The organism is Chryseobacterium jejuense (assembly GCF_017877355.1).
Lineage (GTDB): Bacteria > Bacteroidota > Bacteroidia > Flavobacteriales > Weeksellaceae > Chryseobacterium > Chryseobacterium jejuense_A.
The window spans coordinates 389,993-408,382 of record NZ_JAGIPR010000004.1 but is presented as its reverse complement, the minus strand read 5'-3'; the positions used below and the strand labels follow the sequence as shown (position 1 = coordinate 408,382).

The following is an 18,390-nucleotide window of genomic DNA, read 5'->3' as shown; positions in this document are numbered from 1 at the left end:
AAACCTTTCAGATTGAACTAAAAGGTTTGAATTTATTAATGGTTTTTGTGATTTCTATAGATATTTTCTCTAGGAATTTAGCAAATCATGATAATTTGTAATATGCAGATAGCCTTCTTCTTTGATGCTTACTTCCAATTGGTGCTTAACTGCAATATCATAGATTTCTTTTGGATACATACTTCCTTTTTCGCTAAGGGTTTTGCTCATATTCTTGAGTAGGTTCAGATGTAGAATGAGGTCTTCTCTCGTTTTTTGTGCGAGTTCCTGCATCAGTTTTTCAATTCTTTCATCTGTAATGTGCTGTTGCATGCGCTGCGGGTATGCCTCCAGATTATAAGCGGCCTGAAAATCTTCTTCAAAACCATATTTTCTGATGAAATCAATGGCCAGGCTTGTTGCCTGTTCCCTGTCATGGCTTCTGCCAATACTGGCATGCTGGTCTCCGAAAATAATTTCTTCAGCAATTCCTCCGGCAAGATAGATTTTGATTTTATTCAGAAGGCTTTCCTTAGTATCATGGATCTGGTGTGGGAAAGTAAAACCGGCTGCATAGCTGCTTGCTACCTTACTTTTAAGCTGTAATGGGGCAAAGCCTGTGTATAGCATGTAAGAGACCGCATGTCCACATTCATGAACACTGATGTTGGCTACAGCATCTTGTTGGTTGGCTTGTCGTATACTGTCAATTCTACCCAGATAAGGAATTTCAATGATTCTTTTACCAATCTTTCCTGCAATAATTTTCTTCTCCTGAAGGTAATTGATCTCGATGTTCTTATCATCATGGATAATGGCTTCAAATAAGAACTTGCTGAGGTTGGTATCCAAAATATCCACAACACTGCTGAATACAGGGCGAACTCCCTGAACCGGAAATACACCGTTCCTGTAGATAAGCTCATTAATAGCTTTATTTATTTTTAAAGAAACTCCGAATTTTGTTTTTGTTTGATGCTTCAGGTTATTGATCTCCCGTTGAATCAGCTTGTGAAAGTCTTCGGTTTTTAATGAAAAATAAATCAGATGAATATTCCCGAATCTGGCTACCTGCTCAGGACGAAATTTTCTGGCTAAAGCATTTTTAATATCAACAACCGTTATTTTTTTAGTGAACGCATGGAAAATATTGGCATCCACATCTGCTTCACTGGTTTCTTTTGACATCTGAAAGGCTTCATCCAGGTTTCCACTGATGATGATAAGCATTTTGCTGTAATCCACAGGTTCATAGATTTTCTTTTCTTTCTGCTTTTTTCGGATCAGTTTAATCATGTCTTCCTCTTTCATATCAATAATGCTCATCACATCATCATCCATGCTGAGGTATTTTTTTAATTCTTTGGCATCCCATAAGTTCAGGTACGGATTTTCATCCAGTTCCGTCTCTCCGTTCAGCTTTCGTCTGTCATTTTCTTTTTTTCGGAAAAGGTAAGAGAATAAATAGTGTTCAAGATCTTCCCGTTCTCTTTTACTCAGGCGTCCATCACTTAAAAGCTCCCAAAAATCAGTGAACTTGGTTTGTGGAACCGGAATACCATCCGGATCTATAGTATTGAAACGCTGGATCTCGTCGAAAAGGGCGATGCTTGGCTTCTCATCACTTAGTCCATTACTTTGTAAGATGTCGGAAACACTTTTACTCCATGAAGTTTCATCCGTATTGCTTAGTTCAATCTCCACAAAACGGTTTTGAAAATCAAGAAAACGAACCATTTTTCTTACCAGGTCGGTTTTTCCTACTCCGGTCATTCCCCATAGATTAATAACCACGGGGCGGGTTAGGATTTCAGGCATTAGATACCAGATCTGAAGATATTCCATGATATCATCGATGATCTTATCTATGCCAATAAACTCTTTTTTAAGATAAGCCTTACAATCGTCCAGCTTTTTCTTTTTCTTCTGGATTTCTTCTTTATCAATAATCATGGATGAAAAATACATTATTTTTTTAGATTATCCTTGAAATCCTCAACCCTGAAATCAGTTAGAGCATTTCCCTTTTCAATTTTTTCTTTAGAATATAATCTGAAGTCGTTTTCTGTTTTTTCTAAAAGATAGTCGTAAGGTCCAACATGAGAAATTAGTTTTACCAGAACCGGTGAGATTTCAAGGCAGATAAATAAGCCCATGATAAAAGTGGCTGCCAATCCTATGATGGCTGAGTTTTTACCGAGTTCGTCCAAAGCCTGAAGTCGGGCAGCAAAACCGTTAAATTTATCTTCAAAGGTTTCTGTAGACTTTCTTTCCGTTTCAAGGTTGGTATATACTTTTGAAATTTCCTGATCCAGATATTCCAGTCTTGGAGCTACCTGTTTTTGATAGTTTTCAAGATCCTGTCTGCGCTGCTCCTTCAATTGTTGTTTGCGCTTAGCATTCGGCCCGAATCCTTCTTTTCCACTGGTTAAACCAGACTCTTTTCCCAAAATTTCCTTTTCAAGTTCTACAGAAGCAGAATCATATGATTGTTGATATAGGGCCGTTTTTTCTGCGATTTGTTTCTTCTCTGTTTCAAAAGGGCCGCTCTGTTGAAGAATTCTTCCGCTCATTTCACCCTGAAGTTGTTTTTTATTTCTTTGAATAATGGTGTTCAGCTGCTTATTCACCTCCTTTTCAAAGATTTTAAGTTCTAAAGGTTTTGAAATAATAATCCCTAAAAATGTAGCAAGGATTAAACGGGGAATAGACATCAGAATCTGATTCCACCAGGTTCCGGTTTTTTTGATGGAAGACACAATATAACGGTCGAGATTAAAGATCATTAATCCCCACAGAATTCCAAACCCTAACGCTGCCCAGATATTATCAAATACTGTATACATGGCATAACCTGCCGATAAAGTAGCAAACACGGCGGTGAAAAGCACAATACCTCCAATACCGGAAAACTTATTCCATTCACTTGGAGTTTTTCTTAAAATATGAATGTTCCCGCCAGAGCACACCATCAGGAACTTCTGGAACCAATTTATTTTATGATTCGTTTGATTTATAGTTTGTTGGTTTGTTTTCATTATAGAAAATTTATACAAATGTAGTATTAAAAATCATACCAATGTAAAAGATAGTATTATGTTTTACCAAGTAATTTAACTGTTGGCTTTAAATACATTGCTGAAATAGTGGTGTTATTAATTAAAAAAAATATTTGTTTTGTGTGTCTTTGTATAAATTTATTATCTGGAAATAAGTGATTTATATGTTTTTTCATGTGGTAGTGAAAAAAATAAGAGTAATTGCTTGGAGAATTTATAAAATATTTTACTTTTGCAATAAGGGGAAGTTAGACAATATATTTATGACCTATGCGGTATAAAGATACAGGCCATTGAAACCCTGTCTTCCCCTTTTAATTAAAAAAACAAATAATGACCAGAAAAGATTTCCTTACACTAGGCTCTCTAGGTGTATTCTATTTGCTATTTCCAAGCAATCTGTATTCCAAAGTTACCTCTAAAAGTTGTTTGGCTGATGATGTTAATGCACTGCTAAAATCTGCCTCCGACTTAAAAAAGCAGCAAAAATTTGAGGAAGCAAAAAAAATCTATCAAAAAATCATCTTGCAATTTCCTAATGAAATAAGAGCTTATGATGGTATGCGTAAAGTCTTATTATCGCAAAAAAATAAGGAATGGGAAGTAATACTGATGTTTAAAGCAGCTTTACTGATAACACCCGATAATATTGAGCTTCAGCAGCGTCTCAACAAAGAATATGTAAATGCTGCGACCGGAAATAAAAAAATAGTAAAACTTATCGGTTCCAGTGGACGCTTATTAACTGATGTTAAAAGGCAATATGAGAACCCAACTCAAAAGAGGTTTAGAAATGTGAATATGCAGGAACAATACTCTAAAGTATGCAGACTGGTAGAGTGGGATGCTGATATTGGAAGCCTTCACAAAAACGCAAAGTTTAAAGCCTATAAAAAAGAGCAGTATCAAAAACAAAAACATAGATTTGATCATCTTACGACAGACGAATTAAATACTGAATTGAATACATTATTGGCAAAGCCTTTTTCTAAAGACAGAGAGCAGCATATTCGTCAACTTTATAATCTAAGTTTTAAAAAAATGCGGAAAGAAAAAAATCCTGAAGCATTAAATAAGGCATTAACCTATTACAATACTGTAGATAAAAAAGATCCTTTATTTTTAAAATATATTCGGGATCTAGCGCGATTCCAGAAAAAACATGATGTTTTAATTCAGATTGAGAATCAAAATAATGCTCTAAAGAAAACATTCTGGTCTGCTTTATCGCTATTAGATGCCTACATGAAAAAAGCAGAGTATCAAAAAAGTGCTGTATCTACTGAAACTATAGGACTTATGAAGTTTTTAGAAGAAAACATAGATGCACCAGATAAACGATTTGAAGTTAATACCCGTAAAATCAAGCTTGATATTATGGGTAATCAACTTGATGCTGCTAAAGACAAAATACTTCTTCAATGTAAAAATATGTATGGTGCTTTCAATACACATATGATTGACCGTATAAATGTTCTGATTGCAAAATACTATTCGAAAAAGGGAGATTCAGAGGGAAAAAAAAGGATATTGAATATTGTGGTTGATCCAAGACAGTATATTGATCATACAGACTCTCTTATTAAATCAATTGCTTTAATGAATCAGAACAGGATCTCCAAGGGAGTTTATAATCAAAATTTACAAAAACTAATAAGCCAGTCATGAAAGTAAAATATACTGCTTCTTTTTTTCTGCTCCTTGTTGGAAAGCTTTTTTATTCTCAGATAATGATTACAGAGGTGTATTGGAATACTCCCTATAATGAAAAACTGAAGTTTACTAAGAAAATTAATGGGGTTCCTAACGGTGAGCTGATTGATGCTATAAAACACCATAGAGGAGAATTTGTAGAGATCTATAATTACAGCGATAGAGATCTAAATCTTAAAAATTGGACTTTAAATGATTATCAGGGTTCATTTCAATTACCAGATAAGATTATTAAAAGTGGGCAGTTTGTGGTAATTGCCTATAGTACTCTTCCTGGCAATACAACTCCTTTTTCAGAGTATTTTACTACCACTGCTGGAAAAGAGGATCAAATCATTCTTCAGGATAAGATTATTATCAGAAATAAGAGAGAAACGTTGTCTCTAAAATATGTTACTAATGATGGAGTAGGAAAAATATTAAGCTCAATGGCATGGGATTTCAGAAGTGAACCTAAACCTAATTTTATTGCAAATTTAGGAGCAAATCCATCACAGTTTTATACTGTCAATTCAATTCAATATCATCCTGATCCAGGATCTACACTGGATCCAAACGTACAACTTGAACCTGATGCCCTAACCTATTATCAAGCAGTTCCTAATCCGTTAGCAGCTAATTTTGTTCCACCTATTCAAAAGTATGAAGAATTAGTTAAAAATATGCTTCAGGAATCTTTTTCTCGTTTGGATTGGGGAGATAATGTTGATGAATTGATTAATAAGACCTGCCCTATTTCAATTGAACAGGTTTCTCAAACCCCAACAACTCCTAATAACCCTGTAAGACAATGTTTTTCATATGATGCTGCCGGAAATTTTGTGAATACAAATTGTGGAAAGAATGTTTTAATTCCTCCAATAGAGTTAATTCCACATGATTTGGAAGAGATAAAGAATAATATTAAAATATTCCCTAATCCTACAAAAGCTTCGGAGCAATATAACGTGACGGTATCATGGTCTGGTCCGGCATTGAATAATATCCAGAGCGTACAGGTTTTTAATTCAACAGGTTCACTTATTCATAATTTTAATTTTACACCAACTCAAGGTATTACTACAATTTCCTTTAGCCTGCAGAATCAGCTTCCAGGAACTTTTGTTGTCAATTTTGTTTTAATTAATGGGCAGGTAATATCTAAAAATGTTTTAAGATGGTAATTTCACAAACAATAAAATTAAAGATATATTCTTTTCTATTCTTCTTTATATCATATCACTCAATATTTGCTCAAGAGAATAAGACTATTGAGATTCCTTTGAAATATAGCACTGATGGTTATGCCGAGAATAATCCTATGCAGAAAGATATAGCTTCTAAAACAACAGGGTCTAATATACTTACACCTTCGGTACAGGCGGAAATGGGTACAAGTGAAACAGGTGCTCTTACTTATACGTTACCTATAGAAGTTTTTAAAGGATTAAATAATTTTCAACCCAATGTAGCTTTAGCTTATAATAGTCAGAATAGCAATGGACAGGCTGGATGGGGTTGGAACATCGTAGGGCTTTCTGCGATTACGATAGGTGGAAAAAGTAAAGAGATTGATGGAATTACCATAGGGCCTCAATATGATGGTAAAGATCCTTATTATCTGGATGGGCAGAGGTTAATAAAAATTAATGAAACTACCTTTGCCACAGAAAAATTTTCAAAAGTTAAAATTACAAAACCTACATCCGGTGAATATAAATTTATTGTTCAGTATACAGATGGTAAAATTGCAAAATATAAAGAGTTAGTTTCTCAACAGTTTTATATTTCTACAATTGTTGATGCTTTTAACAATGAAATACATTATTCTTATCAGGTAGAAAATAATGTTCCGGTCATAACCAAAATATCATATGGAGGCAGTAATGCTGAGGATGATAAATACTTTGTAAATTTCCTTTATAAAGCACGAAAGAGAAATATTCAGATATTTAGAAAAGGAGTTTCTTATCTCACCAATAAAGTCCTTTATGAAATCAATACAGGATCTTCCAGTGTGCCATTATACAGAAAATATGTTCTTTCTCATGATTATATTGAAGATAATAGTGCAGAACGTTTAAGAAATGTGGTTGTAAGTAATGAAAATGGAGAGAATCTCAAGCCACTTACTTTTAATTATAACACTACTACACAAGGGCTAATAGAATGGGGTGCAGGCAGATGGGATGGACTTGTTGGAGCAGCTACTGGTTTAGGAAGTGTTACTGTAGGCGATTTTACCAATAAAAGATATGCATATCCCATTTTTCAGGTTAGGCAGAAGAATGGATATGATATTAGTGATGGAGGCACTTTTTCCTATTCTGTAAATGTTGAGAAAAATAATTCAGGAACAATATTGTATTCTGGAAAAGTTTTGGATCTGAATAACAGAATAACAGAAAAAGATCAATTAATTGTGGTGAACGAGTCTTCTATAGATACCGGGGATTATAACAGTCCAAATTCTGCTGCAAATCAGCAGCTAAAGGACCAGGTTGTCTTTGGAATAAAGAATATGGTGACCGGAGATCTGCGAAAAGTAACAGTTCCTGTAAAGGGAGGACTCGTGGAAGTACAGAACTATATATCACCAGATCCTTATGATCCTTATAGTCAAGGGTCTTATGAAACATCCTATACACGCGATGAAACAAGAAGAGAGTATGTTCAGGCTGATTTTAATAATGATGGACTTATAGATTTTTTAATTATAGAGCCACAAAACCTTAATAGAGGAAATCGTATATATCTGGCAGAAATTGGAAAACAGAATTCCAGTACGGCAATTGATCTTAACCCACTTATTTTAAGTGAAACTTTAGCTTTTCACGGTAAAGATATTTATCCGGTAGAATTTGATGGAGATGGTCTTCCAGAATTACTGGTTGTAGATAAATATAGTGCAAAATATTCGGTTTATAAAATCAACTTTGGAACAAATAGTTTGGATACATTAGTTGCTAATGAACAGCTCTATAATTTTGGAAGTAAAACACCTATTTTTCTTGGGGACTTCAATGGTGATGGTTTAACTGATTTTTTAACTCCACAAGTGGTTTATGAAATCCCTGAAGATGATAATTTAGGATTTAAAATGGGGGAAATCTACTACAGGATGCAGAATGAACCTTTATTTTGGTGGAAGTATACAGGAAATGGAGCAACATATATTAAAAATCAGGAAGATTATACAGAACAAAAAATTGCCTATCTAAAACCATCACAGAATAATTATATAAAGAGAACTACTTTTTGGCAAAAATTCTGGAATGGGCAACCTGATTCATATGAATTTACACGGTATGCAACTAACAGTATAATTATTACAGATTTTAATAATGACGGACGTTCAGATATTATTACTGTTAATAAAATTGGTAAGATAAAATATAATTCGAGTGGAAATTTATGGGATGTACCAGTACACAACTTACCTAATATTTTAACGCGAAGGGTTTCACTCCTTAAATTTGAAGATTTCTATTCAACACTTACTAATAGGGTCAATTTTTATGAGAATAAAAATCTGCAAGGAGGCACATTTAAGCAATTATCTACACTTCCTATAGAAAACCATGCAATTTCTCCACTATCACTTATTGTTGCAGCATCTAGTTTTAATTATCTTAATATATTTAGGTCTGGAATTGATATTTTTGATCCAATTGTACATCAATATAATTCTATTGGGATCAGTAATGATAATTTTTTAGAAAAACAGATTCAGGAAGTAAATAATGGGTCAGATGTTTTACAAAAGGTTTATTATGAGAGTATGGATCTTCCACGAGTTGAGGGAGCCTCTTATGATGAAAGTAGACTGACTTATACTTACAAATCACAAGAGCAGTTAAAATATCCTTATTTTGTACATAAAGCTAATCCAATGCTTTATTTGGTTAATAGGATTCATACTGTATTTGATGATAAAATCCTTACAAAAGAATACCGATATGAAAATGGAATACAGCATCTTGAAGGAAAAGGATTCAGAGGATTTCAGAAAACTTATGCCAGTGATGCTTATGAATCTGAATTGAAGAATGGAAAGTATATTAATAAAAATCCGGTAAAAGCGGTTTTCTGGAATATTGAGACAAGAGATCCGGAAATGGATAATGCTGTTGTAAAATCTACCTATGGTGGTATTAATAAATTTTTTATTGAAAATACAACAATCAATAAAAAGTTTGATAAAGGAAATCATCAGTATCTTATTATGCCTGTGGAAGAGAATTCCAAAGACATTCTTAAAGATGTTATGATCAGTAAAAAATATAATTATGATGAAGCTGATGATCTGAAATTAAAAAGTGCAAGTACAGATTATAATGGAATTGGTTTTTCTGTTTCAAAATTTACATATAAACCGGAATTCTCTAGCGGAGATCATTATTTCTATGGAAAGATGGCATCTGTTGAAAATATAGTTTCTAAAGATGGATTGTCACTTTCTACCAAAGAAGAATCTGATTATTTTCCAAACGGAAATGTTTCAGAGTCCAGAAAATATAGTAACCAGGCTAATATGGCACCTGTTGTCACTTCTTATACTTACGATGGAATTGGTAATCTGAAAACCCAGACATTATCTACCTCAGGAATAGCAGCTCAAACTACCTCGTATGACTATGAAGGAACCAATCGTTATGTGAATAAGACAACGACTCCTGACGGATTATTTTCTACAGCAAATATAAATTCATTCGGAAGGACGGTATCTGAAGTTTCTTCACTTGGTTTATCTACATCTTATCAATATGATAGCTGGGGAAATATAACGGAAATAACAGATTTTCTGGGTAAAAAAACAAACATATGGAAATCTGTTGCAGATGCTTCTTCAGGAGGCTTATATAATCTTCATAAAAAGAGAGAAGGTGGTGCAGAGACCATTGTAACCTTTGATAAGTTTGACAAAGAAATTCAGACCAAGACACAGTCTGTAAATGGCAAATGGGTTATTCAGAAAACAGAATATGATATTTTCGGAAAAAAGATCAAGTCATCTGAACCTTTTTTTGAAGGCGAAACAATAAAATGGAATACGGTAGAATATGATGAACTCAACCGTCCTGTAAAAAATATTGCATTTACCGGAAAGGTAATTACAACATGTTATGAGAAACTAAAGGTTACGGTAGATGATGGTTACAAAAAAACATCTAAAACTGTAGATGCAATGGGACATGTTGTAAGACAGCAGGATCATGGAGGTGTTTTAACCTATTTATACTACCCTAACGGTACTTTAAAGGAAACCAATTATGAAGGCATCAAAACGAGTTTTGAAATTGATGCCTGGGGAAATAAATCTAAAATTAAAGATCCTTCTGCGGGAACTTTTACCTATGAATATGATAATTTAAGCCGTATTATTAAGGAGACAACACCTAAAGGTTATACATTATATACATATGATGATTTAGGAAGACCTCTTACAGAAAAAACGTACGGAAATACAGCTGCAGAGAACACCAATATAGAAAAAAAATACACCTATAATGGGCAGACAAAACTTCCTGAAACCATTACAGGAACAAGCAATGGTAATACATTTACCTATACCACTTATTATGATCAGTATTTCAGAATAAAAGGGAAGAAAGAAGAAACACCTGCTTTTACCTATACGTCATCTACTACATTTGATGCCTTGGGAAGAGCAGATACTGTAGATATTAATACTAAATTTTCAGGATACTATTCCTCTTCATCTGTAAAAAATATATATGATAGTAATGGTATACTGATACAGCAGAATGATGCTGTAAAAAATACTGCGATCTGGCATATATCATCAGTAAATGCAAAAGGGCAAACTACTCAGATGGAGTATGGCAATGGGTATACAATTACCAACCAATATAATCCAAATGATTTTTCTCTTACTCAGATAAAGCATCAGAATACCAACAACGGAACATCAGTTCTGGATATTGATTATAATTACGATGTAAATAAAGGGGTACTCAACTGGCGCAGAAATAATACTTTCGGAAAAAAAGAAGACTTTACTTATGATAAGCTGAACCGTCTCCTTACAGAAGCGGTAAACGGAGTCTTATCTAATGAGTATACTTATGATAAAAGAGGAAGAATAACTTCCAATACAGAATTAGGAAAATATAATTATAACGAAACAGATTATAAATTACAAAGTATTGATTTTAATACCGCAGGGCAGAATGTAAGTGCCCAGAGAGGATTTGCTTCTATTGCTTATAATGCATTCAAAGCACCAATAAAAATAAGTCTTGCGGGTAAAGAAGATCTGAATTTTGAGTACAATATTCTGAAAACCCGTTACTCCATGTTTTCTAATTCAGGAAAACAAAAGTTTTATACCTCTGATTTTGCTGTAGAATTTACAAATATTCCAAATAAAGGTGCTGGAACACTTGAGATAACAACATATATCACAGGGGATCCTTATTCTGCTAATTATATAAAGAAAGATTATATAACATTAGGAGGGTCAGTAGACCGCTCGGAAAACTATTTCCTGCACAGAGATAATCTCGGAAGTATTCTTGCTATTACCAAAGCAGATGGAGCTACTGTTGAAAAACGTTTCTTTGATGCCTGGGGGAATCTTAAAGAGCTTGTAGATGTAAACGGGCAAAAAATTACAGATGCAGTACAGCTTGCTTCAGGAGATATATTTTTAGATAGAGGGTATACAGGACATGAGCATTTGTGGAAAACCGGGCTTATCAATATGAACGCCCGTCTGTATGATCCTGTTCTCAGAAAGTTTTTAAGTCCGGATAATCTGGTTCAGGACCCGTTCAATACGCAGAGTTATGACAGATTTGGATATGTTTATAATAACCCTTTATTGTATGTGGATGTAGACGGAAATGAAGCGATAACCTTAGGTGTAGCTGTTATTATTGGTATCGCAGTTGCTATTACAACAAAAGCAATTATGAACATGATCAACGGCATACCATTCTGGTATGGAATGGGGAAAGCTGCAGTCATGGGAGGAATTTCAGGTGCTATCAGTTTTGGAATAGGATCGGCTGCTACCTCTACTTTTGGAACCATTGTGAGTGTAGGTAAGGCTCTTTTTGAAGCGGGTGCTCATGCTTTAACCAGTGGAGTAATGGCTTCTATAGGAGGTGAGTTTGGAGGAGCCGCTTTTATGAGCGGAGCGATTTCTTCCTTAATGTCTAGTGGAATACAGGCTTTAGGTACTAATTTTGGATTAAGTAAAACATCAAATAAGACTGTTTATAATAATTTTGGAAAAGAATATATGAAAGCGGTTATGGTTACTACCGGAGGACTAAGTGGCGGTATTTCTTCTACCATTGCAGGTGGAAATTTTTGGGATGGGTTTAGACAAGGTATTATCACCGCAGGATTAAACCACGTGGCGCATTTAACAACAGATTTTATACAGAGAGAAACGAGACAAGGAAACTTACAAGCTATAAAAAAACAATATCCTAAATTCTATGAAGTTCTAGAAAAATTACCACAGTTTTTAGAAGCCAATCCTAAAGTATTATCTACTTTGGCTGAAGATACAGGATTTACAAAAGAACAAGTTTTAAACTTTTTAGATATTAAAAGTCCTGAAGGACAGGTTATTGCTTTAGCTCAGATGAAAAATTTAGGGCAATCAGCCTATCCGAAAAGTTATATCAATGCAGATTTGGTAAAAACATTTGAAACTTTACAAACTCCCGCATATATACAAGGTACTTCATTCTTATTAGCGGTAACAACTTTACACGAATTTGTTCACTGGGGAAGAGCCTATAATATATTATCTAGTGATGCTCCACGTGGTCAAGATTATGGTAATTATTGGGAGCAACGAACTTTTGGAATGATAACTGGAATAAACCAAGCAACAATTAATTTATCATATAAATATGGATGGAAGTTTTAAAGTTTTAAAAATTAGTATCTTGTTATGTCTTTTTGTAGGATGTAATACTATAAACAAACAAGAACAGATAGGAAGAAATATCATCAATGATAATGCAGATTTATTCATTTCTAATTTATACAGTTCGCCAGATAAAACAGTTCCTATTATCATAATAAAAAAAGTAGGACATAGTGATTTTTTTGCAGAAATGTGCCAATCTTTAGAAGGGTTGAGCGGCTCAGAGTCCGTAAATAATTGCAAAAAAGATTTTTATGAAAAAATAAATAAAGAAGGATTTACGATAAATGAGAATACTAAATATTTGCAATTTGATATAGATAAATTCACATCTAAACAAACTGTTAGATTTGAGAATAATGAAAAAGATATTAAAGAAAAAGAATATATAGAAGTAATTTTTTCAAATATATATATTGATAATGAAAAAGGAAAAGCATTCATAATAGTTCAAGATATAGATCTATTTAATGGAAGATATGGAGGCAAAACTGATGTTTATTTTTTTGAAAAGAAAAACTCTAAGTGGTTTTATATGAAAAAAGAGATGTTGCTTACCGCATAATTAATATGGCTAATCACCAGTGGACTTAATCACCTAGGGCATTTAGCTGGTGCAGCAATAGAGTATAAAAATAGATTAAATAGATTTTTAATCGAAAATGGGATTATGTCATATGATCCTGCTACTGAAGAAAGCCTGAAAAAAATAATTGCATTATTTACGACTGATGGTCAATGGGTAAATAGATATGGAGCGACTGAGGCTTTAAAAATAACAGAATTTTGGGCTCATAGTACAATTGATAGAATGACTAATTCGAGTATGAAAGATTCACATGCGTTTGGAAGATATTTTCCATCTTTGTACTTTTTCTCATTGACATCAATTAAACCATAAGTTATTATGAAAAATATAGTATTAAATTATCTTATTCTAATAGTTATAGCTATTAATCCAGATGATTTTGAATTAAAAATATTAACTAAAAGAGTTGAAAGTAAATTTCTGAAAATTGAGATGAAAAATAATAGCGACATACCTTTAATTTTCTATTATGGAGATTACTATACAGAGTATACTGTTGTTAATCAGGATAAAGTAGAAATTCCTAGCCAACCTCTTAGTATTTATTCCGGTGAGGATTATTTGGATTATCAATATGATTATAGTAGTTCTTTAATAAAAAAAACAATGAACAATTATAAACTATCATTTAAAGAAGCATTAATGTATTTACATTATAAAAATAGTTATAAAATTATATTACCTAACGAAGCTCAAATCTTAGATTTACCGATCATTTCTAAGAATGCTATTTCATCATATAAAATAGATTCTACAAAATGTATATATATTACTTCAAATACAACTTTTTCTAATAAATTTCTTCCAGAGCTAATCAAAGATTCTTTACGAAAAAAGAATATTTTAATAATTAATCCTAATATTAGTTTAAAAAAAATGGATATTAACATTTCTAAGTTTTTTAGAGAAAAAGAAAATAATTATATAAGATAGTTTTTTCACCAAAGTCTGCATAACAATGATAAGAAAATCATAACATCTCATAAAGGTTTAAAGAAGTAGTATTGTCTTAAAAGAAAGTGTATAGTGATGAAATAATATATATCTAAAGTTTGCTTTTCTCTAAAAAAATATTAAACTTCTCATTATATAAAAATGTAAACTTCCCTAAAAATGTATCCATTTAAATTTAGAGTTTTTGATTAAAAAAACTTTAAATTTAAATATGAAAAAGAGTAAGTATTCAGAGAATCAGGTTTTTGGGATTCTCAAAGAACAGGAACATGGTAAGAGTGTCATAGAAATATGCCGTGAACATGGCATTACTCAAGGTACTTTTTATCGTTGGAAGAGTAAATATTCTGGTATAGAAAGTTTTGATATTTAAAGACTTATAGATCTGAAGTCCGAAAATTCTAAGTTTAAGAAACTTTATGCAGAACGTTGTTTAAAGATTGAAGCTTTAAAAGATGTTCTGTCAAAAAAGTGGTAAAGCCTTCTGGACAGCGTGAAATTGTCAACTGTTGATAACAATAAATTATTAGATCTGGTCATAAATAATACTGTCTGTAATTCTCCTGCTTGGGGAATAACGAATCCTATTAATGGGAAAATTATACTAGCACCAAGACTATTGGACACCATAGAGGATAATTTTACAGCTGCATCTGTAATTATTCATGAACAATCATTACTGTAATTTCCAAATGGAGGCTTTTGCAAGGAAATAGCTACATTGCACAAGAAATGAATGAATTATCCGCATATAATAAAGCTGCACAATGGACAGGCTCTATGGATAAACAGGGATATAGACATGCTGAAAATATTTCATGGTATTTTTTCCAGTTATTAAGACGTTAAATTAAAATTATGAGAAAAATATTTTTATTACCATTTTGTTTTTTATTTATCTTTTGTTCTAATCAAATGAAACTAAATAAAGGAAAAGAAATCGATATATTTTTAAAAGAAGGAATATATAATCTTAATACTGAAAATAAAATAAAGTATAACATTATAAATAATACGAATAATTTCTATATCATTGACCCCAATGGGTTTTACGGTTCATCATATACTTTAGAAAATGGAGAAAAAATGATTCCAATTAGGTACTTCAGTAAGGGATATTATAACCGTTTTAATGACAATGATTGCAAAAAAGATTTGATTATTTTAAAGCCTAAAGAATCTAAAAATGTTGCATTAAGTTTAAATGGAGATGATAATAGTTTATATAATTATACAAAAGGGAAGGTATATGCATATCATGTGAGCTCTCTTCATAATAAATACAATGCAACAATTTTTGGCTGTAATCAATATATAGATAATTTAGAAAAAAAAGGTTATAAAGTACTACAAGATAGTATTGTTGCTAAAATACCCATAGTTCCTTAATTGTAATTAAAGGGTATAAAATTTATGATGGGATGTTAAAAGGTAAAGTAAAACTTATATCTAATAGATAGCTTTATACTCATGCTTCTAAAGCATGCGTAAGTAATGAAATAGACGATGCGGATACTAATACTTTTGGTATCCGCTTTTTTAATAGTTAAAATAGCTTTATGTGGAATAGTAAATTGAAAACCAAGATTAAAGGATAGTATCTCTGGTTTGGATATATTTAGGTAATAATATAAAAAAGTAATAGTTCCGCTAGATTGGATGACCTGGCAGTAGAATCTGTTATTAATGAATTTATATTAAGGTGATTAATCTAAAAATTATTTCTATTTTAGAATTACTTTTGAGCTAAGAGCGAATAAACGTAATATTTTATTTTTACGTGTTATAATAGATATTGGGTTAATTTATTTTTCAAACTGTACAAGCTTATGAAATCAATTATTATCTCCTTTTTTGTTCTGATATCTATTTCCTGTTTTGGGCAGGAAGTCAATACAAAATATATCTATAAACTGAATCTTGATAACATCAATACAGGAGAAGCTATTTTTGAAATCACAAATCCTGATAAATGACCAATTAAAGTTCCGGAGCAGATTGACAATAATGCCTTGGTGCTAACTGCATTTCAAAAAAGTGATACTGAAGATGGAGTATATGATGATATGGATTTTCCAAGGAATCATTTTGACTGTTTTACAGAACCATGTTTTCCTTACAGTTTTTTACTGAAAAAGAATGAAACAAAGCAATATAAATTCAGCCTGCTAAGCAGTACTTATTCTCTGGGAAAAAAAATGGTATCGTTTTATGGTTTCCTTAGAAACAAGAGTTTGTAAAAACTGTGATTATATAAGTAGCGATTGGATCTATTTTAAAAAATGATTTTAATTAAAATTCAGAAAATAAAGTATGAAACAGATCCTGCTCCTAATAGTTTTTATGATGTGCTTAAGCTGTACCCCAAAAGGAGTAACTCTTAACTTTTGCGATTCAGTATATGATGCAAATAAAAACTCCTGCCTTGTGGTCAGAAATAATACAGATGTAAAATACATTTTTTATCCGCTTTCATTTATTAATAATGCAGGATGGGGATATTTAGGGGGAAGTATATTAATAACTGATAAAGAAAGTAAAGAACCTACCGTAAATACAGTTTATATTGATAGAGAGCAGCCGAGAGGAAAAGAAATGGATCAATTTATATGTAATGCACACAAAGATTCTTTACTATGGAAAAAACTTTTGGCTCAGGGTGTTAAGATTGATTATTGGGGAACAAAGACATTTAAAGTCATTACAAAATCAAAATTTGTTTTGGCTCCCGATGATCAAAAAGAAACTCTCAAAGAAAATTTCAATTTTTAAAAAGGACCTTGAGTCTTCAGGTAGTTATTATACTTTTGATAAAAAGAAGGAATATTTTATTCAGATAGAATTAAATTTTGACAGTACTGAGATAAAAAAATACTTACCAAAGAACAGTTAGACTCTTTGAAAAAAAACAATATTAAAATATTTCATGGTGTTTTAAAAACAAAGAAAATTCCATTCATATTAGATTAAGTAATTTTGTGATTGTCCATCAAATTATCTACTTCAACCGATCCGGATTCTGTTTCAAAAAGCTCTCCCAGCCGGAATAGGACTTGGTATCGGCTATTGTTCCTGAATTAAAATGATGGCATACAGCAACAGCAAGGCCATCCGAGGCATCTAAATATTTTGTTGGAAACTCCTTTAGATTAAGAAGATTCTGAAGCATTCCTGCTACCTGTTCTTTGCTGGCATTACCATTTCCGGTGATGGCCATCTTAATTTTTTTAGGGGAATATTCAGTGATGGGAACATTTCTATATAGGCTTGCAGCCATAGCGACGCCTTGCGCACGCCCTAATTTCAGCATACTCTGTACGTTTTTTCCAAAGAAAGGTGCTTCAAGAGCTACTTCGTCAGGGTGATATTCGTCAATTAATGCCAATGTCTTTTCAAAAATATATTTTAGTTTGGTCTCATGATTGGGGTATTTTTTCAGGATAAGTTCATGAATAGAAACCATCTCCATTTTACCTTTTTTAACGGAAATAAGACCAAATCCCATAATAGTTGTTCCGGGATCAATACCTAAAATTATCTTCTCTGCAATCATTGGGGTCAAAGATAGGACTTTATAAAATAATAATGGGGTAAAGACGAAGAGATGATAGATGAATAGATAATAGAGATAGGTTGCTATCTGTAGGAATTGGGGGAATAAAATAGGAAAGGTTTTATATTGTTTCTGTAAAGGTTTTCTCCGCAATAGGAACCCATTTTCCATCATGTCTTAATAATAAAATTTTATCAACTAGAAATTTCGTTTTGTATTCTTTGTGTTGATATTTTTCCCAGGCTTTAAGATAATTTTCCCAACTCAAATCTCTGTAGCCTACAGTCATATGAGGAGTGAAAGAATATTTTGCAAACCTAAACTGTTGTTTTACCCTGTTGTAAAGATCTGTTAAGTGAATATTATCTTCAGGATGCACAAAGATCACCGGATTTTTGGGATTGGGGAAACTCCCGAAGCCATTCAATTCCATTTCAAATGGTGGAAGATTGGTATTAATTTTCTGAAAAGCAACGTGAATATCTTCCTCTAATTCCGGTTCTCTGGAGAAAGGTGGAAAAAGAGTAATGTGAGCATCATTTTTTAATGCTTTGGAGTTATGGAAAGAAATAGCCAGATCTTGTTTAAACTCCTTTATCTGCTCAATGATTTCCTCAGGCGGATAGATTGCTATGAAGTACATCTTTTTCAT

The 18,390-nt window shown here is 32.4% G+C and carries 14 protein-coding genes; 10 read left to right on the top strand and 4 right to left on the bottom strand.

Features of this window, described 5'->3' with window-relative positions; genetic code table 11:
- Nucleotides 1-69: 69 nt before the first annotated feature.
- Together J2772_RS11075 and J2772_RS11070 are read right to left on the bottom strand one after the other, a co-directional pair.
- Nucleotides 70-1,947: an AAA family ATPase gene (locus J2772_RS11075; protein WP_209916567.1), complete on the bottom strand. Its 1,878-nt coding sequence runs from the start codon at nucleotides 1,945-1,947 to the stop codon at nucleotides 70-72.
- Nucleotides 1,947-3,017, bottom strand: a complete 1,071-nt coding sequence (locus J2772_RS11070) for a DUF4407 domain-containing protein (RefSeq protein ID WP_209916565.1) — start codon at nucleotides 3,015-3,017, stop codon at nucleotides 1,947-1,949. The genes J2772_RS11075 and J2772_RS11070 overlap by 1 nt, the downstream gene beginning before the upstream one ends.
- Nucleotides 3,018-3,371: 354 nt before the next feature.
- On the opposite strand from J2772_RS11070, the gene J2772_RS11065 reads away from it, so the two are divergent.
- The 10 genes from J2772_RS11065 to J2772_RS11020 all read left to right on the top strand — a co-directional run bounded on the left by J2772_RS11065 (nucleotide 3,372) and on the right by J2772_RS11020 (nucleotide 16,957).
- Nucleotides 3,372-4,706 carry a tetratricopeptide repeat protein gene (locus J2772_RS11065; RefSeq protein WP_209916563.1) on the top strand — a complete coding sequence of 445 codons (1,335 nt, stop codon included), beginning with the start codon at nucleotides 3,372-3,374 and terminating at the stop codon, nucleotides 4,704-4,706.
- On the top strand, nucleotides 4,703-5,914 hold the full coding sequence (locus J2772_RS11060) for a lamin tail domain-containing protein (protein WP_209916561.1): 1,212 nt from the start codon (nucleotides 4,703-4,705) through the stop codon (nucleotides 5,912-5,914). The genes J2772_RS11065 and J2772_RS11060 overlap by 4 nt, the downstream gene beginning before the upstream one ends.
- A 137-nt stretch (nucleotides 5,915-6,051) precedes the next feature.
- Nucleotides 6,052-12,642: an RHS repeat-associated core domain-containing protein gene (locus J2772_RS11055; RefSeq protein ID WP_209916559.1), complete on the top strand. Its 6,591-nt coding sequence runs from the start codon at nucleotides 6,052-6,054 to the stop codon at nucleotides 12,640-12,642.
- Nucleotides 12,626-13,207 (top strand): hypothetical protein, encoded by a 582-nt coding sequence (locus tag J2772_RS11050; protein ID WP_209916557.1) that lies wholly within the window; start codon nucleotides 12,626-12,628, stop codon nucleotides 13,205-13,207. Before J2772_RS11055 ends, J2772_RS11050 begins: the two co-directional genes overlap by 17 nt.
- Nucleotides 13,208-13,312: 105 nt before the next feature.
- Entirely contained in the window at nucleotides 13,313-13,543 is a 231-nt protein-coding gene (locus J2772_RS11045) for a hypothetical protein (RefSeq protein ID WP_209916555.1), read from the top strand.
- Nucleotides 13,544-13,549: 6 nt separating this feature from the next.
- On the top strand, nucleotides 13,550-14,164 hold the full coding sequence (locus J2772_RS11040) for a hypothetical protein (RefSeq protein WP_209916553.1): 615 nt from the start codon (nucleotides 13,550-13,552) through the stop codon (nucleotides 14,162-14,164).
- A 232-nt stretch (nucleotides 14,165-14,396) separates the two neighbouring features.
- Complete coding sequence (locus tag J2772_RS11035; protein WP_209916551.1) at nucleotides 14,397-14,558, top strand: transposase; 162 nt, start codon at nucleotides 14,397-14,399, stop codon at nucleotides 14,556-14,558.
- 485 nt (nucleotides 14,559-15,043) lie between these two features.
- Nucleotides 15,044-15,574 carry a hypothetical protein gene (locus J2772_RS11030; RefSeq protein WP_209916549.1) on the top strand — a complete coding sequence of 177 codons (531 nt, stop codon included), beginning with the start codon at nucleotides 15,044-15,046 and terminating at the stop codon, nucleotides 15,572-15,574.
- A 440-nt stretch (nucleotides 15,575-16,014) separates the two neighbouring features.
- Nucleotides 16,015-16,161 (top strand): hypothetical protein, encoded by a 147-nt coding sequence (locus J2772_RS11025; RefSeq protein ID WP_209916547.1) that lies wholly within the window; start codon nucleotides 16,015-16,017, stop codon nucleotides 16,159-16,161.
- A 337-nt stretch (nucleotides 16,162-16,498) separates the two neighbouring features.
- A complete protein-coding gene (locus tag J2772_RS11020) occupies nucleotides 16,499-16,957 on the top strand; it encodes a hypothetical protein (protein WP_209916545.1) in 459 nt (152 codons plus the stop codon).
- Nucleotides 16,958-17,183: 226 nt separating this feature from the next.
- On the opposite strand, the gene ruvC is transcribed toward J2772_RS11020, so the two are convergent.
- Together ruvC and thpR are read right to left on the bottom strand one after the other, a co-directional pair.
- Nucleotides 17,184-17,738: a crossover junction endodeoxyribonuclease RuvC gene (gene ruvC, locus J2772_RS11015; RefSeq protein ID WP_209916647.1), complete on the bottom strand. Its 555-nt coding sequence runs from the start codon at nucleotides 17,736-17,738 to the stop codon at nucleotides 17,184-17,186.
- Between the two features lie 121 nt (nucleotides 17,739-17,859).
- Entirely contained in the window at nucleotides 17,860-18,390 is a 531-nt protein-coding gene (gene thpR / locus J2772_RS11010; RefSeq protein ID WP_209916543.1) for an RNA 2',3'-cyclic phosphodiesterase, read from the bottom strand.